Raw genomic sequence first — 17,005 nt, 5'->3', positions numbered from 1 at the left:
CCCGAGCGGGGCACCGGCACACGGCTTCACGCTAACGGCCGCCGGGCCCCGAGACGGGTCGCGTGGGGGGCTGGATTTAGTAGGACGTCCAACTATATGGTGAGGGTGCCGAGAGCGGGGAAGCTGGTGCGAATCCAGCGCGGTCCCGCCACTGTGACCGGGGCGAACACCCGGAAGTCAGGCCACCGCTCGCGGCCCGAGATTCGTGTGGTCCACGAGGATGGAGCGAACACGCATGGTCAGCGAGCTGACGCATTTCGTGCATGGCAGGAACGTCCCGGGCCGGAGCGGCCGCTTCGGTGACGTCCACGACCCCAGCACCGGCCGGATCCAGGCGAGGGTCCCCCTGGCGGACCGGGCGGAGACCGAGGCGGTCATCGCGGACGCCGAGGAGGCACAGGTCGCATGGGGCTCCTGGAGCCCCCAGCGCAGGGCACGGGTCCTGCTCAGGTTCCTCCAGCTGGTCGAGCCCGAGCGCGAGTCGATCGCCCGCGCCCTGTCCGCCGAACACGGCAAGACCGTGGCCGACGCCCACGGCGACCTCCAGCGCGGCCTGGAGGTGGTGGAGTTCGCGGCGGGGATCCCGCACCTGCTCAAGGGCGAGTTCACCGACAACGCCGGGGCCGGGATCGACGTCCACTCCCTGCGCCAGCCGCTGGGCGTGGTCGCGGGGATCACCCCGTTCAACTTCCCCGCGATGATCCCGCTCTGGAAGGCCGCGCCCGCGCTGGCCTGCGGGAACGCCTTCATTCTCAAGCCCTCGGAACGCGACCCCTCGGTCCCGCTCCGGCTGGCCGAGCTCTTCCTGGAGGCCGGGCTGCCCCCGGGCGTGCTCAACGTGGTCAACGGCGGCAAGGAGACGGTGGACACCCTGCTCACCGACCCCCGCGTGGCCGCCGTGGGCTTCGTCGGCTCCACCCCGATCGCGGAGTACGTCTACTCGACCGCCACCGCGCACGGCAAGCGCGCCCAGTGCTTCGGCGGGGCCAAGAACCACATGGTCGTCATGCCCGACGCCGACCTGGACCAGGTGGCCGACGCCCTGATCGGCGCCGGGTACGGGTCCGCGGGCGAGCGCTGCATGGCCATCTCCGTCGCGGTCCCCGTGGGCGAGGAGACCGCCGACGCCCTCGTCGCCAAGCTGACCGAACGCATCGCCGGGCTGACCGTGGGCGCCTCGGACGACCCCGACGCCGACTTCGGACCGCTGGTGTCCAGGGACGCCCTGGACCGCGTCGACGCCTACGTGGCCCTGGGCGTGGAGGAGGGCGCCGAACTGGTGGTCGACGGCCGCGGCCTCAAGGTCAGAGGCCACGAGGAAGGCTTCTTCACCGGGGCCTCCCTGTTCGACCGCGTCACCCCGGACATGCGCGTCTACCAGGAGGAGATCTTCGGCCCCGTGCTGTGCGTGGTGCGCGCGGCCGACTACGAGGAGGCCCTGCGCCTGCCCAGCGAGCACGAGTACGGCAACGGCGTCTCCGTCTTCACCCGGGACGGCGACACCGCCCGCGACTTCTCGCAGCGCGTCAACACCGGCATGGTCGGCGTCAACGTGCCCATCCCGGTGCCCGTCGCCTACCACACGTTCGGCGGCTGGAAGAGGTCCGGCTTCGGTGACCTCAACCAGCACGGACCCGACTCGATCCGCTTCTACACCCGCACCAAGACCGTCACCTCGCGCTGGCCCTCCGGGGTCAAGGAGGGCGCGGAGTTCACGATCCCGGTCGTCCGGTGACCGCCGCGATCACCGACGAACAGCGCGCGCTGGCCGAGACCGCGCGCGGGTTCGCGGACGAACACCTCGCACCGTTCGCCGTCGGCTGGGACCAGACCAAGCACTTCCCGGTCGACGTGCTCCGCAAGGCCGCCGAACTCGGTATGGGCGGCCTCTACGTCTCCGAGGACACCGGCGGAACCGGCCTGACCAGGCTCGACGGCGCCCTGGTCTTCGAGGCCCTGGCCACCGGCTGCCCGTCCGTGGCCGGGTACCTGTCCATCCACAACATGGTCGCCTGGATGGTCGACCGCTACGGCGACACCGACCAACGCGCCCGCTGGTTGCCGGGCCTGTGCTCCATGGAGTCCCTGGGCAGCTACTGCCTCACCGAACCCGGCGCCGGTTCGGACGCCGCCGCGCTCAGCACCCGGGCGGTCCGCGACGGGGACTCCTACGTCCTCACCGGGTCCAAGCAGTTCATCTCCGGCGCGGGCGTCTCCGAGGTCTATGTGGTGATGGCGCGGACCGGAGGCGACGGCGCGGCCGGGATCTCCGCGTTCGTCGTGCACCGCGACGACCCGGGGGTGTCGTTCGGCGCCGACGAGGCCAAGATGGGCTGGAACGCCCAGCCCACCCGCCAGGTGCTCATGGACGGGGTCCGGCTGCCCGCCGACCGCCTCCTGGGAGCCGAGGGCGACGGCTTCCGCATCGCGATGAACGGGCTCAACGGCGGCCGCCTCGGTATCGCCGCCTGCTCGCTCGGCGGCGCCCTGGCCGCACTGGAGCGCAGCACCGCCTACCTGGGGAGCCGTGAGGCCTTCGGCGCCCCGCTGATCAACGCGCAGGCGCTCCGGTTCCGGCTCGCGGAGATGGCCACCGACCTGGAGGCCGCCCGCTCCCTGCTGTGGCGGGCTGCGGGCGCCCTGGACGAGGGGGACCCCGAGGCCGCGCACCTGTGCGCGATGGCCAAGCGGTTCGCCACCGAGGCCGGGTACACCGTCGCGGACCAGGCCCTCCAGCTCCACGGGGGGTACGGCTACCTCACGGAGTACGGCATTGAGAAGATCGTGCGCGACCTGCGGGTGCACCGAATCCTGGAAGGGACCAACGAGATCATGAGCCTCATCATCGCTCGACGACTCACCGGGGCCGCCTGATGACCGGCGAAGACGACGCCACGGTGCTGCTGCGGGTGGAGGGCGCGCTCGCCCGCGCCACGCTCAACCGGCCGCGCGCCATCAACGCACTGGACCACGCGATGGTCCGCACGTTCGCGGACGCCCTCACCTCCTGGGAGAAGGACGAGGGCGTGGCGGTGGTGCTGCTCGACGGCGCCGGGGAGCGCGGTCTGTGCGCGGGCGGCGACATCCGCGCCATCCGGGCCAGCGCGGTGAACGGCGACAGCCAGGCCGCCGACTTCTGGCGGGACGAGTACCACCTCAACGCGCAGATCGCCCGCTACCCCAAGCCCTACGTGGCCCTCATGGACGGCGTGGTCATGGGCGGCGGCGTGGGGGTCTCCGCACACGGCGGGGTCCGCGTGGTCACCGAACGCTCCAAGGTGGGCATGCCGGAGACCACCATCGGGTTCGTGCCCGACGTCGGCGGCACCTTCCTGCTGTCGCGGACGCCCGGCGAGACCGGCACCCACCTCGCGCTCACCGGGACGCCGATCGGCGCGGCGGACGCGGTGTACACCGGGATGGCCGACCACTACGTGCCCTCCGAGCGCCTGCCCGACCTCGTGGCCGCGCTCTCGGAGGCGGGAACGGAGGCCGACGTCACCGAGGCCGTGGGCCGCTTCGCGGAGATCGTCCCGGCCGCGCCCCTGGAGGCCCTGCGCGGGTGGATCGACGCCTGCTACTCCGCCGACACCGCCGAGGAGATCGTGGCGCGGCTGCGCGCGCACGGCGACCCGGAGGCGGCGAGGGCGGCCGACACCATCGGGGCCAAGTCCCCGACCGCCGTGAAGACCACCCTGGCCGCGCTGCGCCGGGCCCGCGGCCTCGCCACCCTGGAGGAGGTCCTGGAACAGGAGTACCGGGTGTCCACGGCCGCGCTGACCTGGCCCGACCTCGCGGAGGGCATCCGCGCCCAGGTGATCGACAAGGACCGTGACCCGCGCTGGTCCCCGGCCACGCTGGCGGAGGTCACCGACGCCGACGTCGACCGCGCCTTCGCGCCCGCCCCGGACGGACCGGTCGGCCTCGCCGAACCGGCCGCCACGACCGACGGGGGTGCGCGATGACCGCGATCGCCTTCGTCGGACTCGGCAACATGGGCGGGCCGATGGCCGCCAACCTCGTCGCCGCCGGGCACGACGTCACCGGGTACGACCTGGTGCCCGAAGCACTGGAGCGGGCCGCCGGGGCCGGGGTCCGGGTGGCCGCGTCCGCCGCCGAGGCCGTGGCCGGGGCCGACGTCGTCATCACCATGCTGCCGAGCGGCCGCCACCTGCTCGCCGCCTACCGGGGCGGCGATCCGGCGGACGGCCTGCTGGCCGCAGCCCGCCCCGGAACGCTCTTCCTGGACTGTTCCACGGTGGACGTGGCCGACGCGCGCACGGCCAACGCCGCGGCCGTCGAGGCCGGGCACCGGGCCATGGACGCCCCCGTCTCCGGGGGCGTGGCGGGGGCCGAGGGCGGGACGCTCACCTTCATGGTCGGCGCGGAGGAGGCCGACCTCGCCACGGCGCGGCCGCTGCTGGACGTGATGGGCGGCCGGGCCGTGCACTGCGGCGGCCCGGGCGGCGGCCAGGCGGCGAAGATCTGCAACAACATGGTGCTGGGCGCGTCGATGCTCGCCGTGAGCGAGGCGTTCGTGCTGGGCGAGCGGCTGGGCCTGACCCACCAGGCGCTGTACGACGTGATGTCCACGGCCTCCGGGCAGTGCTGGTCGCTCACCTCGTACTGCCCGGTCCCGGGCCCGGTGCCGACCAGTCCGGCCAACAACGACTACCGGCCGGGGTTCGCGGCCGCGCTGATGGCGAAGGACCTCGGGCTGGCGGCCAACGCGCTGGAGGAGACCGGGGTGGAGGCGCTGATCGGCGGCCGGGCCGCCGAGGCCTACCGGGCCTTCGTGGACGGCCTGGACGGGGAGCCCCGGGACTTCTCCGCGATCGTGGAGTCGGTGCGCGAGCGCTCCGGCCGGGCGGAGCCCGTCACCGAGTGAGTCCGACGCGGCCCGGGTGACCCGAAGGGGGCGCCCGGGCCGCCCGCGTCCGCCCGCCGCCCGCGTCCGCCCGCGCACCGGTCCGGAGGGAGGAACCACCGCGCTCCGGGAGGCGTCTGACGGAGAGTCGGACTTCCGGGACGCAAGGGTTCCGGAAGGTCACCACAGCACGGAGCTGAATCCCCCATGAACCCCAAACCCGGCGCGCTCACGGCCGTCCAGGTCATCCTCTTCATCATGTCCGCCATCGCGGGCCTCGCCCTCCTGCTGGCCATGGTGGGGGTGAGCGCCGTGAGCTCGGGGGAACTGGAGCGCGCCACCGGGGTGAGCCCCGGGGCCTTCTGGCTCCTGATGCTCGTCGCCCTCGCGACGACCGTCTTCTACGTCTACGTGGCCTCCACCATCGGCCGGGGCGGGTACCGCACCCGGACCCTGGTGCGCGTGGTGGTGGGGGTCGGCGTCACCTCCGCACTGGTCAACATGCTGACCGGGGAGAGCGGGCTCGTCGGCCTCGTGCTCATGGTCGTCGTCCTCATCCTCAACGAGGGCGAGTCCGCCAAGCGCTGGTACGAGGAGACCGAGAACCCGCAGCCGTACCGGAGCAGCTGAGCGGGACGCCCCTCCCGGCGGCGTCCCCTGGCGGTCGATCCCGTGGGGGCGACGTCCGAGCCGGTCGTTAGGCTCCTGAGCTGGCGAGGACGGGCCCGCTCCGGGGCCCGCCGCCCTCTCACCAGGAAGTCCCCCATGAGTACGAGCCGTATGCCCCTGGCACTCAGAGCCCTGCGCAACATCCTGTGGATCATGGTCGTCCTCGGAGGACTGGGGATCGTCCTCGGTCTGGTCGGGTTCTCGGTCATGACGGAGGAGGAGATCCACCGGGAGGCGGGGGTGGGCCGGTCCGCCGCGATCGCGCTCATGCTGCCGAGTGCCGTCATCCTCCTCATCGAGGCGTACGTGGCGGCGTCCCTGAGCCGGGGAGGCCGGGCCCAGCGGTGGTGTGTGCGCGTGCTGGCGGTGCTGACCCTGCTCCCCGGGCTCCTGGGACTGCTCTTCCTCGATGTCACCGGACTGTTCGAGGTCGCGACCGGCCTCCTGTACCTGGCGCTCAACGAGAGCCGGTCGGCCCGGGACTGGTACCGGTCCAGGGCGACGGCCGCGGCACCGGAGGCGGTTCCTCCGGGGGAGGTCGCGGACGCGGCTTCCCCCGCGGGAGGCCCTCCGGTCCCCGACGCCTCCGGCCCGACCCCCTGACAGGAGTGCGCGCCCCGGCCACCCGGCCTCCCATCAGACCGGGTGTCCGGGGCGCGCGCCTGTGGGGCCGCCTCGGCGGCTTCCTAGAACGGCGTCAGGGTGATCTCCAGCCCCGAGGGGCCGTGGTCCTGGATGTAGGACGCGAAGTCCTCGACGTCGTCGAAGGCGAACCCGTACGCCTTGCCGTCCTCCGTGTGCTCGTGGAAGGTCCCGGCGTAGCGGTTGGCGATGTCGGCCAGGTAGAACTCGGCCGGGTCGTTGGTGGGCTGGGCGGCGTGGTCGAGCAGGGTGGCGCGGTTGAGCGCCGCCCCCACGATCGCCGCCACGGGGCCGGTGATCCCGTCGTTGGGCGCGGCCAGGGCGCCGTCGCAGAAGAACACGTCCCGGGTGCTGGGCCGGGCGATGGGGGAGACCCCGCCGTCGAACAGCAGCTCGTCGCCCTGCACCCGACCGGTGAAGGTCCCGGCGTTGGTGGTGACGCTCAGGTCGGTGCCCGCGTAGTGCGACCACACCTGGTCCACGTACGGGTCGAAGTAGTCGCCGGGGAAGATCCCCGCGTCGAGCCCGTGCCCGGGGGCGATGATCCGGTGGCCGTCGTAGACCAGCGGCGAGAAGTCCGGATCGGCGGCGAGGGTCTCGAAGATCGCGTCGCGTCCGCCGGGCAGCAGGAAGCCGGTGCTCTGGTCCTCGTTCCCGGTGAGGCGGATGCCGATCGGCACGCTGAACTGGTCCACCATCGAGGTGTTGCAGAACATGCCGTCCTCGTTGTGGGTGAACTCCACCGAGTCGTGCAGGACGTCGAAGCCGTGGTCGTCCTCGACCCAGCCGGCGGGGAGCTGGAGGGCCGGGTTGCCGTTCCCGTCCTCGACGATCCGGATGCCGAGCTTGCCGCCCATGGCGAAGTAGATCCGGCCGGACATGTACGGGAGCGTCATGTCCGAGAGGGCGCCCAGGGGGATCGAGTAGTCCGTGTAGCCGTCGTCGGTGTTGTCGTCCACGCTGACGGGGTGGGGCGTGCCGTTGGCGTCCACCCGGCAGTGGACGTCGTCGACGAGGTCGGTGCCGACGACGTACACGAGGACCTCGTCGTCCCCGAAGCGGCCGCTGTTGTTGGTCACGCTCACCGGGAGCGCTCCCAGGTTGGCCGTGTTCGAGACGGGGGTGATGCTCTGGGGCCTGGTGGCGCAACCGGTCGCGCCGAGCAGGGGAGCCCCGGCGGCGATCGAGGCGCCGCCCAGGAAGAGCCTGCGGTTGATCATGTGCGAACTCCTCAGTAGCGGGTGTGAAGAGGTGCGCACCATGGAGCCAGCCCGGGGGTACCCGCGTCAACGGGGTCAGCGACGGGGATTCGCGTGGCGACCGCGTTACCCGTGGTGACGAAGGTGCATGTGGCATAGATCACATGGGTCGGCCCGGGGTCAGCTCCATCAGGGCGACCCCCCTGTGCCGGTGGCTCCCCGCCACGCACAGCCCCGCCCTCTCGGCCAGGGCCGCCAGTTCGTCGGTGCCCCGTTCCCGGCCCTGGAAGAAGGCCAGCATCCGCAGGTCCAGCTCGCTCACCACGTCCTCGGCGGCGTGCTCGGCCACCAGCACCGTTCCCGTCGGACCGGCCGCCTCCGCGCACCGCCGCAGGATGGTCTCGGCCGACGCGTCGTCCCAGTCGTGCAGGATCCAGCCCAGTACGAAGGCGTCGCCGGTCACCGGCAGCGGATCGAAGAAACTGCCCGCGACGGCGTCGGCGCGGTCGGCCAGACCGGCCTCCCGGAAGTTCGCGCGCGCCGCCGCCACCGGACCGGGCAGGTCCACCACGGTCCCGCGCGGCCGGGGAAAGCGCTCCAACAGGGTGAGCAGCAGTGAGCCGTTGCCGCCGCCCACGTCCACGACGTGGTCCAGCGCCTGCCACTCGTACATCTCCGCGATGGTCTCGGAGTGGTTGACCATCCGGCCGCTCATGAGCTCGTCGAAGGAGCGGGAGAGCTCCGGGTCGGCGGACAGGTCCTCCCAGAAACCGGCGCCGCCGAAGCGCAGGGAGTAGGCGCTCCGGCCGGTGCGCAGCGCCTCGGCCAGTTCGGACAGGCAGAGGTCGGCGCGCCCGTGCGCCCCGTCCCCGGCGAACCAGGGGAGCCGGGAGTACGGGTGGTCCGTCCGCAGGCACGCACCCACGGCGGTGAGCGCGAACCGGTCGCCCTCCAGGGTGAACAGGCCCTCCCCGGCCAGGTACCGCAGCACCCTCGCCAGGCCGTCCGGGTCCGCTCCGACCGCCGTGCCGAGCTCGGCCGCCGTGCGCGGCCCCTCGACCAGGTGGTCCGCGACCCTCAGGGTGGCCACGGCCCGGATCGCCATCGGTGTGACCGGGCTGGCCAGCGACCAGAGTCGCGCGGACGCCTCCCTGGCCCCGTCGGTGTGTTCCCCACGCTCTGCGCTCATCCGGCACGCTCCAGTCCTCGGGCCGCGGTCTCCCTCGGACACTACCCAGGAAGGGGCTCCCCCATGGGCGGAATCCTCCCCATAACGGTGATCCTGAGGCGCTGCCTGGGGTTGGCCGCAGGCGGACCGGAGGGCTGGCCGCATACCGGTCGGCGGCGCGGATTCCTAGCGTCGGAGCATGAACTCCCCACGCGCGCACACCGAGCGGCCCCTCCGGGAGGCCGTGGTCTTCGTCCTGCTCGCCCTCGGGCTGGCCTGGCTCGTCTTCACCCCGCTCCTCCTGGACGGCACCCCGCCGAGCGACCCCGCCTTCGGTGTCGCCTCGCAGATCCTCATGTTCACTCCGGCGGTCGCGGCGCTGCTGCTGACCTTCCTCCTCCGGCGTCCGGAGCGCCCCTGGCGGTCGCTGGGCCTGACCCCCCTGCGCCCGGTCCGCCGGGTCGGCGGGTACACGCTGCTGGCCTTCGCCGTGTTCGCGTTCCTGCCCGCGGTGAGCCTGCTGACGGCCGCGGCCTTCGGGGTGGTCCGGCTCGACCTGGAGAACTTCTCCGGGCTCCGCGAGGAGCTGGCCGTGCTGGTGCCCGGGACCGTCCTCCCTGACACCGGCTTCCCCCTGGACGCCTACCTGGTGGCCCTGGGCTCCGTCGTGATCGCGTCCCCGCTGGTCCTGCTGATGTGCTTCGGTGAGGAACTCGGCTGGAGGGGGTACCTCCTGCCGCGCCTGACGCCGCTGGGGGTGTGGCCCGCGCTCCTGGTCAGCGGGCTGGTCCACGCCCTCTGGCACGGCCCGCAGCTGTTCCTCCACGGTGTGACGGGCGGCTTCGGGCTCGCGGAGATCCTGTCGTTCCTCGCCGCCGTCGTCCTGCTCGGGATCATCCTCGGCTGGCTCCGGCTGGCGTCCGCGTCGGTGTGGCCCGCCGTGGTCGGGCACTGGGCCAACAACGCCTTCCTGATGGTCGTCCCCCTCACCCTGACGCACGCCGACGGCTCCGCCGACCCCGCCCTCTACCCCGGGGGCAACGGCGGTCTGATCGGTCTGGCCGTCACGGCGGCGGCCGCCCTCGGCGTCACCCTGCTGCTGCGCGGACGCGTCACGGGGCGGTGACACCACCGGCCCGGCCCCGAGGGAGACCGGGCCGGGCCGACGGTGTCGCGGCGGGTGGTCAGCCCGCCAGGCGCTGGGCGGGCAGCGGCACCGGGCGGCGCTCACGACCCGTGTAGCTGCTCAACGGACGGATGAGCGCGTTGGCCTCCTGCTGCTCCAGGATGTGCGCGGTCCACCCGGTGATCCGGGCCATCACGAACAGCGGCGTGAACGTCGGGACCTCGAACCCCATCAGGTGGTAGGCGGGGCCCGCCGGGTAGTCCAGGTTCGGGTGGATGCCCTTGCGGTCCGCCATCGCCGCCTCCAGGGACGCGTACAGCTCCATGAGTTCGTCGGCTCCCTTGAGCGCGGCCATCCGGTCCAGCGCCGCGCGCATGGTCGGCACCCGGGAGTCCCCGTGCTTGTACACGCGGTGCCCGAAGCCCATGATCTTCCGCTTCTCGGCCAGGGCGGTGTCCAGCCAGTCGGAGGCGCGGTCGGCCGAACCGATCTCCTGGAGCATGTGCATGACGGCCTCGTTCGCGCCCCCGTGCAGGGAACCCTTCAGGGCGCCGATCGCGGCCGTCACGGAGCTGTAGATGTCCGACAGCGTCGAGGTCACCACCCGGGCGGTGAACGTGGAGGCGTTGAAGCTGTGCTCGGCGTAGAGGATCATCGACACCTCGAAGCAGCGCACCACCTCGGTCTCCGGCACCTCCCCGAAGCACATGTGGAAGAAGTTCTCGGCGTAGTCCAGGCCCGGGTCCGGCTGGATCGGGTCCAGGCCCTGACGGCGCCGGTGGTCGGCGGCGACCACCGTGGGCAGCCTGGCCAGCATGGCCTCGGCCTTGACCCGGTTGGCCTCGACCGAGTTGTCGTCCTCGGTGGGGTCGTCGGCGCCCAGGTAGCTGATGGCGGTGCGCAGCACGTCCATGGGGTGCGCGGTCTCGGGGAGGCGGCGCAGCAGGTCCAGGGTGTGCCGGTCCAGGGCGCGGTTGGCCCGCTCCCGGGCGGTGAACTCGCGCAGCTGGCCCGACGTGGGCAGCTCCCCGTACCAGAGCAGGTACGCGACCTCCTCGAACGTGCACGAGGCGGCCAGGTCCTGCACCGGGTAGCCCCGGTAGGTCAGCGAGTTGGAGGCCTCGTCGACCATGGAGATCTCGGTGGTGTCGACCACCACCCCGGCCAGTCCCTTGCGGATCGCCGTGTCGGTCATGCTCACCACATCCGTTCAGATCGTGAAGTTGTGGACGTCTTCGTCGAAGGCGTTGTACGAGGCGTAGTCGATGAGTTCGTAGAGTCGGCGGCGGGTCTGCATGCGGTCCACGACCCCCGCCTGCGTGCCCTCGTCACGGAGGACGCGCAGCCCGTCCTCCACGGCGCCCATGGCCAGGCGCAGGCTGGTGACCGGGTAGATCACCATGTCCATGCCGAGGGACTCCAGCTGCTCCACGGTGAGCAGCTCGCTCTTGCCGAACTCGGTCATGTTGGCCAGCAGCGGCACGTCCACCGCCCTGCGGAAGGCCTCGAAGTCCGCCGGGCCCCGCATCGCCTCGGGGAAGACCATGTCGGCCCCGGCGTCCACGTACGCCTTCGCCCGCTCGATCGCGGCGTCCAGACCCTCCACGGCGGCCGCGTCGGTGCGCGCGCAGATCACGAAGTCCTCGTCGCGGCGGGCGCTCACCGCGGCGCGCACCCGGCGCACCATCGTGCCGGTGTCCGTCACCGACTTGCCGTCCAGGTGCCCGCAGCGCTTGGGGTTGACCTGGTCCTCCAGGTGGCACCCGGCCAGCCCGGCGTCCTCCAGGGACCGCACGGTGCGGGCGGCGTTCATCGGTTCCCCGAAGCCCGTGTCGGCGTCGATGATCGTCGGCAGGTCCGTCACCCGCGCGATCTGGCCTCCGCGCCCGGCCACCTCCGTCAGGGTGGTCAGGCCGATGTCCGGCAGGGCGAGGTCGGCGGCGATCACCGCCCCGGAGACGTACACGCCGTCGAAGCCGAGCTCCCGGACGAGGACGGCGGTGAGCGGGTTCATCGCGCCGGGCACCCGCAGGAGCCGGTCGGACGCGAGCCCCTCCCGAAGGAGCCGCCGCTTGGCGCCGGGTGACGCGGTGGAGTGCGACATCAGAAGATCCCCTTGGAGGTCGGCAGGTCGCCGGGCGCGGTGGCGGGGTCCTCCACGAAGGACAGCTGGCGCACCTCGTCGGCGGTGAGCTCGGGCAGGCGCTCGACCAGGCCCAGGAAGCGGTCCTGCTCGGCGCCGGAGACGACCCCCTCGGCGAGGGCGCGGAACTTGGCGACGTAGTCCGGGCGGGTGAAGGGGCGGGCGCCGAGCGGGTGGGCGTCGGCCATCGCGATCTCGTCCTCGATCACGGACCCGTCCGCCATCTCCACCACCACACGGCCGCCGAACGCCTTCTCCTTCGGGTCCGTCGCGTGGTAGCGGCGGGTCCACTCCGGGTCCTCGACCGTGCTGATCCTGTGCCACAGCTCCACCGTGTCCGGACGCTGCGCGCGCTCGGGGGCGTAGGAGCGCTCGTGGTGCCACTCGCCGTCCTGGAGGGCGACGGCGAAGATGTAGGGGATGGAGTGGTCCAGGGTCTCCCGGCTGGCCCGGGGGTCCATCTTCTGCGGGTCGCCCGATCCGGTGCCGATCACGTGGTGCGTGTGATGGCTGGTGTGGATCGTGATCGAGCGGACCCGCGAGGTGTCCCCGACCTTCGGGCCCAGCCGCCGGGCCAGGTCGATCAGGGCCTGGCTCTGGTACTCGGCCGAGTGCTCCTTGGTGTAGGTGTCCAGGATGCCGCGCTTCGCCTCGCCCGGGCCCGGCAGCTCCACGACGTACTCGACGCCCGGCCCGCCCAACAGGTAGGCGACGAACCCGTCCTCGCCCTCGTAGGCGGGGGAGGGGGCGCCCTCGCCCCGCATGGCGCGGTCCACGGACTCCACGGCCATCTTCCCGGCGAACGCGGGCGCGTACGCCTTCCAGCTGGAGATCTCGCCCTTGCGCGACTGCCGCGTGGTGGTGGTGACGTGCAGGGCCTGCTGGACCGCCTGGTAGACCGTCTCGGTGTCCAGCTCCAGGAGGGTGCCGATCCCGGCCGCCGCCGACGGGCCCAGGTGGGCGATGTGGTCGATCCTGTGCTCGTGCAGGCAGATGCCCTTCACGAGCGCGACCTGGATCTCGTACCCGGTGGCGATGCCCCGCACCAGGTCACGACCGTCCCGGCCCAGGTGCTGGGCGACGGCGAGGACCGCCGGGATGTTGTCGCCGGGGTGCGAGTAGTCGGCGGCCAGGAAGGTGTCGTGGAAGTCGAGCTCCCGGACGGCCACGCCGTTGGCCCAGGCGGCCCACTCGGGGGAGACCCGCGTGGACGGCGGGGTGCCCATGATCGCCGCACCGGGGTTCAGCGGGTGCCGGGTGGCCTGCGCCCGGGCGCTGCGGACGGGGCGGCGGCGCAGTGAGGCGGCGGCCACGGCGGCGTTGTCGATGATCCGGTTGCCGATCATCTCCACCACGGCGGGCTCGACCCTGACCGGGTCGGTCGCCACGGACGCGATCCGGTGGGCCAGCTGCTCCTCCTTGGCGGGCCCTTCGGAGCTCCGGTGGACCCGGACGCGGTGCTGCACCATGTTCATCCCCTCGACGCGGTATCTGTGCAGCCGAGGTTCGCACGGAGGAAAAGCCTGGTGGAAGGCCCGAAACCTGCTGAGTCGTGCCAACCCGAAAGCGTGATTCCGCTAAGGGTGCGAAGGTCGTCGGGAAGCGGATCGCCAGTTTGCTAGTTTGCCCTCAGACTTCCCTCAGATTCCCTCTCCGTTGGGTACCGTTGCGTGCATGCACCGCACACTGCACTTGGCCGTCACCGTGACGCCCGACCACGAGGCCGGTGGCTACGTGGCCCGCGCGGTGGACGTCGAGGTCGCCTCCCAAGGTGAGACGGAGCAGGAGGCCTTGGACGCTCTCACCGAGGCTCTGGAGCTGTACTTCGAGGACGACGAGGACGCCGTTCGGCAATTGGCGGAAACCCCCACCAGGGTCACGGAGATCGACGTACGCTTGCCCGCGTGAGCCCTTCCCACATCCCGATCTCCTCCGGCGCCAAGGTGGTGGCCGCGCTCCGGAGAATCGGTTTCGAGCACGTCCGGACCAAGGGCGACCACGCGAAGCTCAGGAAGGGCTCCAGAGTGGTGATCGTCCCGCTGCACAAGGAACTCAAGCGCGGGACCACGGTGTCCGTCCTCAAACAGGCGGGTCTCACCCCGGACGAACTCCGTGACCTCCTCTGAGCGGTCCGCTCGCCAACGACGGCCCCGGGCGGGCGCGAAGCCTGGATGCGCACAGATATCGAGCCGGTGACCCCTGTCGGGCTCCTCGCACACAAGTGGCCCGCGTGCTGAGGCCCGCTAAGGCCTCCCGACGTTCCCGCTAAGTCTGCTAACGCCTGGTGAGACGCCTTCGGGTTAGCCTGGCGGGGACGGAAGGGGCCATCGTGCGCAAGGTCTTCGCGGGTCCGCGGCTGCGCAGGCTGCGGCAGGAGCACTCGCTCAAGCAGTCCGAGCTCGCCCGTGAGCTGGGCATCTCCGCCGGTTACCTGAACCAGATGGAACACAACCAGCGCCCGCTGAGCGTTCCCGTCCTACTGAGGATCACCGAGGCGTTCGGGGTCGATCCCAGCTTCTTCGCGACCAGTGACACCTCGCGGCTGATCGCCGAGCTCCGGGAGGCCCTGACCGACGTCCCCACCGGGGATCAGGTGAGCCCGGACGAACTCGACGAGCTGGCCTCGGGCATGCCCTCCGTCGCCCGGGTCCTGGTGGACCTGCACCGCAGGTACCGGGACGTCTCCGGGCAGGCCGCCGCCCTGGCGGAGGGCCGGGACGACGGGGGGTCCTCCGTGGCTCCCATGGCCTACGAGCAGGTCCGCGACTTCTTCTACGAGCGCCAGAACTACGTGGGGGAGCTCGACGAACGCGCCGAGGAGCTCGCCGGGCGGCAGGGCGTCGAACCGGGACGCGCCCACGTCGTCCTCGCGCGTCTGCTGGAGGAGCGCCACGGCGTCAGGGTGGAGAGCGAGGCCCCCGGCAACGAGGGCGCTCGCAACCGGGTCTTCGACACCGAGCGGCGGGTCCTCACCCTGGCCGCGCACCTGCGCCCCGGCCAGCGCGCCTTCCAGCTCGCGACCCAGCTGGCCTTCCTCGAACACGGGCCCCTCCTGGACGAGCTCGCCCGGGGAGAGGAGCTCACCACCGAGCAGGCGGTCCGGCTGGCGAGGATCGGCCTGGCCAACTACTTCGCGGGCGCGTTCATCCTCCCCTATCGCGAGTTCCAGGCGGCGGCGGAGGCCGAACGCCACGACATCGAACTCCTCGCGGACCGCTTCGGTGTGGGCTTCGAGACCGTCTGCCACCGCCTCTCGACACTTCAGCGCCCCCGGCGGCGGGGCGTGCCCTTCTCGTTCGTGCGCGTGGACCGGGCGGGCAACATGTCCAAGCGCCAGTCCGCCACCGGCTTCCACTTCTCCCGCTCGGGCGGCACCTGCCCGCTGTGGAACGTCTACGCCGCCTTCTCCGCCCCGGGCGTCATCCAACGGCAGATCGCGCAGATGCCCGACGGCCGCTCCTACTTCTGGGTCGCGCGCACGGTGACCAGGGGATACGGCGGTTACGGGGCCGCCCGCAAGACCTTCGCGGTCGGGCTGGGCTGCGAACTCCGGCACGCGAACCGGCTCGTGTACTCGACCGGACTGGACCTGGCCGACCCGGGCTCGGCCACCCCGATCGGCCTGGGCTGCAAGGTCTGCGAACGCCCCGCCTGCCCGCAGCGCGCGTTCCCCCCGGCCGGTCGCTCCCTGTTGGTCAACGAGAACTCCAGCACGGTCTCGCCCTACCCGGTCGCGGACCACCCGGCCTGAGGGGGCTCAGTACCGGGGCGGGCCCTGGTGCCGTGCCCAGGCCTGGTGGGCCCGGACCTGGTGCTCGCGGACCAGCCGGTTCCGGTGCTCGCCGCGCCGCACCGCGACCGTGATCACGGCGACCAGCGACACGACGAAGCCGAGGAACCCGGACAGCATCAGGATCCCGAACCCGGCCAGCATCCGGTCGTCGTAGGCGACGGCGACGTCGGTGTCAGCGACCACGTACTCCAGGTTCGGCGGCCCCTGGCAGGTCAGGACGTACTCGCCCGGAGCGTTGAAGGAGATGGACCGGACCAGCCGCCAGTCCCCGTGGCTGTACCCGACGACCTTCTCGGTGAACCTCGGGGCTCCGGCGCCCTCCAGGCCACAGAAGATCGCGTCGCCGTCCTCGTAGGGGGCGGTCGAGTACAGACCCAGGGACCCGGTCTGCTCCTCCGTGACCTCGAACGTGACCGTGTCGGAGCCCCGGACCACCTCGCTGGCGTGCTCCGGGGGCAGATCGTGGGAGAACCCCGTCACGATGGCGGTCACCCCCACGACGATCCCGAGCGGCAGGGCGAGGGCCCCGATCACCAGCCAGCGGCGGCGCGGACGGATGTCCTTCGCGGGGATCTCGATCCGGGGCGGGGGCGGGGCGTACCGGGGGTGGAACACGGGCGCCCCCAGGGGCGCGCCCGTGGCCGCCGCGTGCTCGCGCTGGGCCCGTTCCCCGCGCTGGCGGGCGATCCGGCTGGACCGGATGACGAGCACGGTCACGCAGGAGACCAGCGAGACCAGGAAGGCCAGCATCGGCGTGAGGACACCGCCGACGACCAGCCCCGGTGAGGCGTCGGGGTTGTCGCTCAGCAGAAGGATGCTGACCAGCAGACTCACCGGGAAGAGCGCACCCGTCCAGTACCAGTGCCGGGAGGGACTCACGCCCGGCGCCGGTTCCCCGTCCCCCGGCGGTCCGGGGGCGGCCGCGGGTGGCCGGGGTGGCAGGTGGTGCGGGGGCGGCGGGGGCGGTGCGCCCTGCGGGGACCCGGGCAGCCGCAGGTCGGGGGCGACGGGCGGCGGCGTCTCGGGGGTCGCACCGGCCTCCGGGGTCGCACCGGCCTCCGGGGTGGGGCCGGTCTCCGGGGTGGGGCCGGTCTCGGGGGTGGGGCCGGTCTCGGGGGTCGACATGTGGGGGCCTCGTGCTCTCGCGGTCAGTTCCGGTGTGGGGGCTGCTCGGAGGCCACGGCCGACCCGTGGAGCAGCACCGGGGCGAGGGCCGGGGCACCGGACCGCCGGTGGCCGCGTCCGCCGGGGGTCCGGTGCGCGGGTGGAACGGGGAACGGGTGCGGATGCTGAGGGGGATGGGTCATACACGCAGTGTCCCAGAAACCCGTGACAGAGGATGATTCGTGGGGATCGCGGCCCCCGGGAAGGGGCGCGTTCGGGCACGGACGTGGCGTG

General features: G+C 72.4%; 17 protein-coding genes and 1 riboswitch. Of the genes, 10 read left to right on the top strand and 7 right to left on the bottom strand.

Annotated features, from left to right (window positions below):
• The first annotated feature begins 90 nt into the window (after positions 1–90).
• A riboswitch (adenosylcobalamin (AdoCbl) riboswitch) is annotated at positions 91–237 on the top strand.
• From AC0VYL_RS25735 to AC0VYL_RS25710, 6 genes are all read left to right on the top strand, one after another.
• On the top strand, positions 236–1,735 hold the full coding sequence (locus AC0VYL_RS25735) for a CoA-acylating methylmalonate-semialdehyde dehydrogenase (protein ID WP_475481706.1): 1,500 nt from the start codon (positions 236–238) through the stop codon (positions 1,733–1,735). (Overlaps the previous riboswitch by 2 nt.)
• On the top strand, positions 1,732–2,874 hold the full coding sequence (locus AC0VYL_RS25730; RefSeq protein ID WP_475456730.1) for an acyl-CoA dehydrogenase family protein: 1,143 nt from the start codon (positions 1,732–1,734) through the stop codon (positions 2,872–2,874). The genes AC0VYL_RS25735 and AC0VYL_RS25730 overlap by 4 nt, the downstream gene beginning before the upstream one ends.
• A complete protein-coding gene (locus tag AC0VYL_RS25725) occupies positions 2,874–3,965 on the top strand; it encodes an enoyl-CoA hydratase/isomerase family protein (RefSeq protein ID WP_475481705.1) in 1,092 nt (363 codons plus the stop codon). Before AC0VYL_RS25730 ends, AC0VYL_RS25725 begins: the two co-directional genes overlap by 1 nt.
• Positions 3,962–4,888 carry a 3-hydroxyisobutyrate dehydrogenase gene (gene mmsB / locus AC0VYL_RS25720; protein WP_475481704.1) on the top strand — a complete coding sequence of 309 codons (927 nt, stop codon included), beginning with the start codon at positions 3,962–3,964 and terminating at the stop codon, positions 4,886–4,888. Before AC0VYL_RS25725 ends, mmsB begins: the two co-directional genes overlap by 4 nt.
• 186 nt (positions 4,889–5,074) lie before the next feature.
• Positions 5,075–5,497 (top strand): hypothetical protein, encoded by a 423-nt coding sequence (locus tag AC0VYL_RS25715; RefSeq protein WP_475456724.1) that lies wholly within the window; start codon positions 5,075–5,077, stop codon positions 5,495–5,497.
• A gap of 135 nt (positions 5,498–5,632) precedes the next feature.
• Positions 5,633–6,139: a hypothetical protein gene (locus AC0VYL_RS25710; RefSeq protein ID WP_475481703.1), complete on the top strand. Its 507-nt coding sequence runs from the start codon at positions 5,633–5,635 to the stop codon at positions 6,137–6,139.
• Positions 6,140–6,222: 83 nt separating this feature from the next.
• Here the strand turns inward: AC0VYL_RS25710 and AC0VYL_RS25705 are convergent, their stop codons facing one another.
• On the bottom strand, positions 6,223–7,398 hold the full coding sequence (locus AC0VYL_RS25705; RefSeq protein ID WP_475456720.1) for a beta-1,3-glucanase family protein: 1,176 nt from the start codon (positions 7,396–7,398) through the stop codon (positions 6,223–6,225).
• Positions 7,399–7,537: 139 nt separating this feature from the next.
• Positions 7,538–8,566 carry a methyltransferase gene (locus AC0VYL_RS25700; RefSeq protein ID WP_475481702.1) on the bottom strand — a complete coding sequence of 343 codons (1,029 nt, stop codon included), beginning with the start codon at positions 8,564–8,566 and terminating at the stop codon, positions 7,538–7,540.
• A gap of 178 nt (positions 8,567–8,744) precedes the next feature.
• Here AC0VYL_RS25700 and AC0VYL_RS25695 point away from each other — a divergent pair, with 178 nt between their 5' ends.
• Positions 8,745–9,671 carry a lysostaphin resistance A-like protein gene (locus AC0VYL_RS25695; RefSeq protein ID WP_475456716.1) on the top strand — a complete coding sequence of 309 codons (927 nt, stop codon included), beginning with the start codon at positions 8,745–8,747 and terminating at the stop codon, positions 9,669–9,671.
• A 58-nt stretch (positions 9,672–9,729) separates the two neighbouring features.
• Here the strand turns inward: AC0VYL_RS25695 and AC0VYL_RS25690 are convergent, their stop codons facing one another.
• The 3 genes from AC0VYL_RS25690 to AC0VYL_RS25680 are packed head-to-tail and all read right to left on the bottom strand — an operon-like array spanning position 9,730 to position 13,283.
• Positions 9,730–10,866, bottom strand: coding sequence for a bifunctional 2-methylcitrate synthase/citrate synthase (locus AC0VYL_RS25690; protein ID WP_475481701.1), 1,137 nt, complete (start codon positions 10,864–10,866; stop codon positions 9,730–9,732).
• Positions 10,867–10,881: 15 nt separating this feature from the next.
• Positions 10,882–11,775: a methylisocitrate lyase gene (gene prpB, locus AC0VYL_RS25685; protein WP_475481700.1), complete on the bottom strand. Its 894-nt coding sequence runs from the start codon at positions 11,773–11,775 to the stop codon at positions 10,882–10,884.
• Entirely contained in the window at positions 11,775–13,283 is a 1,509-nt protein-coding gene (locus AC0VYL_RS25680; protein ID WP_475481699.1) for an MmgE/PrpD family protein, read from the bottom strand. Before AC0VYL_RS25680 ends, prpB begins: the two co-directional genes overlap by 1 nt.
• 205 nt (positions 13,284–13,488) lie before the next feature.
• Here AC0VYL_RS25680 and AC0VYL_RS25675 point away from each other — a divergent pair, with 205 nt between their 5' ends.
• From AC0VYL_RS25675 to AC0VYL_RS25665, 3 genes are all read left to right on the top strand, one after another.
• Positions 13,489–13,722, top strand: coding sequence for a type II toxin-antitoxin system HicB family antitoxin (locus AC0VYL_RS25675; RefSeq protein ID WP_475456708.1), 234 nt, complete (start codon positions 13,489–13,491; stop codon positions 13,720–13,722).
• Positions 13,719–13,940, top strand: coding sequence for a type II toxin-antitoxin system HicA family toxin (locus AC0VYL_RS25670; RefSeq protein ID WP_110049586.1), 222 nt, complete (start codon positions 13,719–13,721; stop codon positions 13,938–13,940). Before AC0VYL_RS25675 ends, AC0VYL_RS25670 begins: the two co-directional genes overlap by 4 nt.
• 203 nt (positions 13,941–14,143) lie before the next feature.
• Positions 14,144–15,565: a short-chain fatty acyl-CoA regulator family protein gene (locus AC0VYL_RS25665; RefSeq protein ID WP_475481698.1), complete on the top strand. Its 1,422-nt coding sequence runs from the start codon at positions 14,144–14,146 to the stop codon at positions 15,563–15,565.
• 6 nt (positions 15,566–15,571) lie between these two features.
• On the opposite strand, the gene AC0VYL_RS25660 is transcribed toward AC0VYL_RS25665, so the two are convergent.
• Both AC0VYL_RS25660 and AC0VYL_RS25655 read right to left on the bottom strand, forming a co-directional pair.
• Positions 15,572–16,732, bottom strand: coding sequence for a hypothetical protein (locus AC0VYL_RS25660; RefSeq protein WP_475481697.1), 1,161 nt, complete (start codon positions 16,730–16,732; stop codon positions 15,572–15,574).
• Positions 16,733–16,755: 23 nt separating this feature from the next.
• Positions 16,756–16,914 (bottom strand): hypothetical protein, encoded by a 159-nt coding sequence (locus AC0VYL_RS25655; protein ID WP_475456698.1) that lies wholly within the window; start codon positions 16,912–16,914, stop codon positions 16,756–16,758.
• Between the last annotated feature and the right edge of the window lie 91 nt (positions 16,915–17,005).

Source organism: Nocardiopsis sp. iso_238 (genome assembly GCF_056173325.1).
The sequence above is the reverse complement of the archived record's forward strand: the minus strand, read 5'-3'. Positions and strand labels throughout refer to the sequence as shown.

Coding starts and splice junctions, on each gene's coding strand:
- AC0VYL_RS25675 (WP_475456708.1), top strand. CDS start 13,489: ATGCACCGCACACTGCACTTGGCCGTCACCGTGACGCCCGACCACGAG.
- AC0VYL_RS25700 (WP_475481702.1), bottom strand. CDS start 8,566: ATGAGCGCAGAGCGTGGGGAACACACCGACGGGGCCAGGGAGGCGTCC.
- AC0VYL_RS25680 (WP_475481699.1), bottom strand. CDS start 13,283: ATGGTGCAGCACCGCGTCCGGGTCCACCGGAGCTCCGAAGGGCCCGCC.
- AC0VYL_RS25705 (WP_475456720.1), bottom strand. CDS start 7,398: ATGATCAACCGCAGGCTCTTCCTGGGCGGCGCCTCGATCGCCGCCGGG.
- AC0VYL_RS25735 (WP_475481706.1), top strand. CDS start 236: ATGGTCAGCGAGCTGACGCATTTCGTGCATGGCAGGAACGTCCCGGGC.
- mmsB (WP_475481704.1), top strand. CDS start 3,962: ATGACCGCGATCGCCTTCGTCGGACTCGGCAACATGGGCGGGCCGATG.
- AC0VYL_RS25695 (WP_475456716.1), top strand. CDS start 8,745: ATGAACTCCCCACGCGCGCACACCGAGCGGCCCCTCCGGGAGGCCGTG.
- AC0VYL_RS25690 (WP_475481701.1), bottom strand. CDS start 10,866: ATGACCGACACGGCGATCCGCAAGGGACTGGCCGGGGTGGTGGTCGAC.
- AC0VYL_RS25725 (WP_475481705.1), top strand. CDS start 2,874: ATGACCGGCGAAGACGACGCCACGGTGCTGCTGCGGGTGGAGGGCGCG.
- prpB (WP_475481700.1), bottom strand. CDS start 11,775: ATGTCGCACTCCACCGCGTCACCCGGCGCCAAGCGGCGGCTCCTTCGG.
- AC0VYL_RS25710 (WP_475481703.1), top strand. CDS start 5,633: ATGAGTACGAGCCGTATGCCCCTGGCACTCAGAGCCCTGCGCAACATC.
- AC0VYL_RS25660 (WP_475481697.1), bottom strand. CDS start 16,732: ATGTCGACCCCCGAGACCGGCCCCACCCCCGAGACCGGCCCCACCCCG.
- AC0VYL_RS25715 (WP_475456724.1), top strand. CDS start 5,075: ATGAACCCCAAACCCGGCGCGCTCACGGCCGTCCAGGTCATCCTCTTC.
- AC0VYL_RS25655 (WP_475456698.1), bottom strand. CDS start 16,914: ATGACCCATCCCCCTCAGCATCCGCACCCGTTCCCCGTTCCACCCGCG.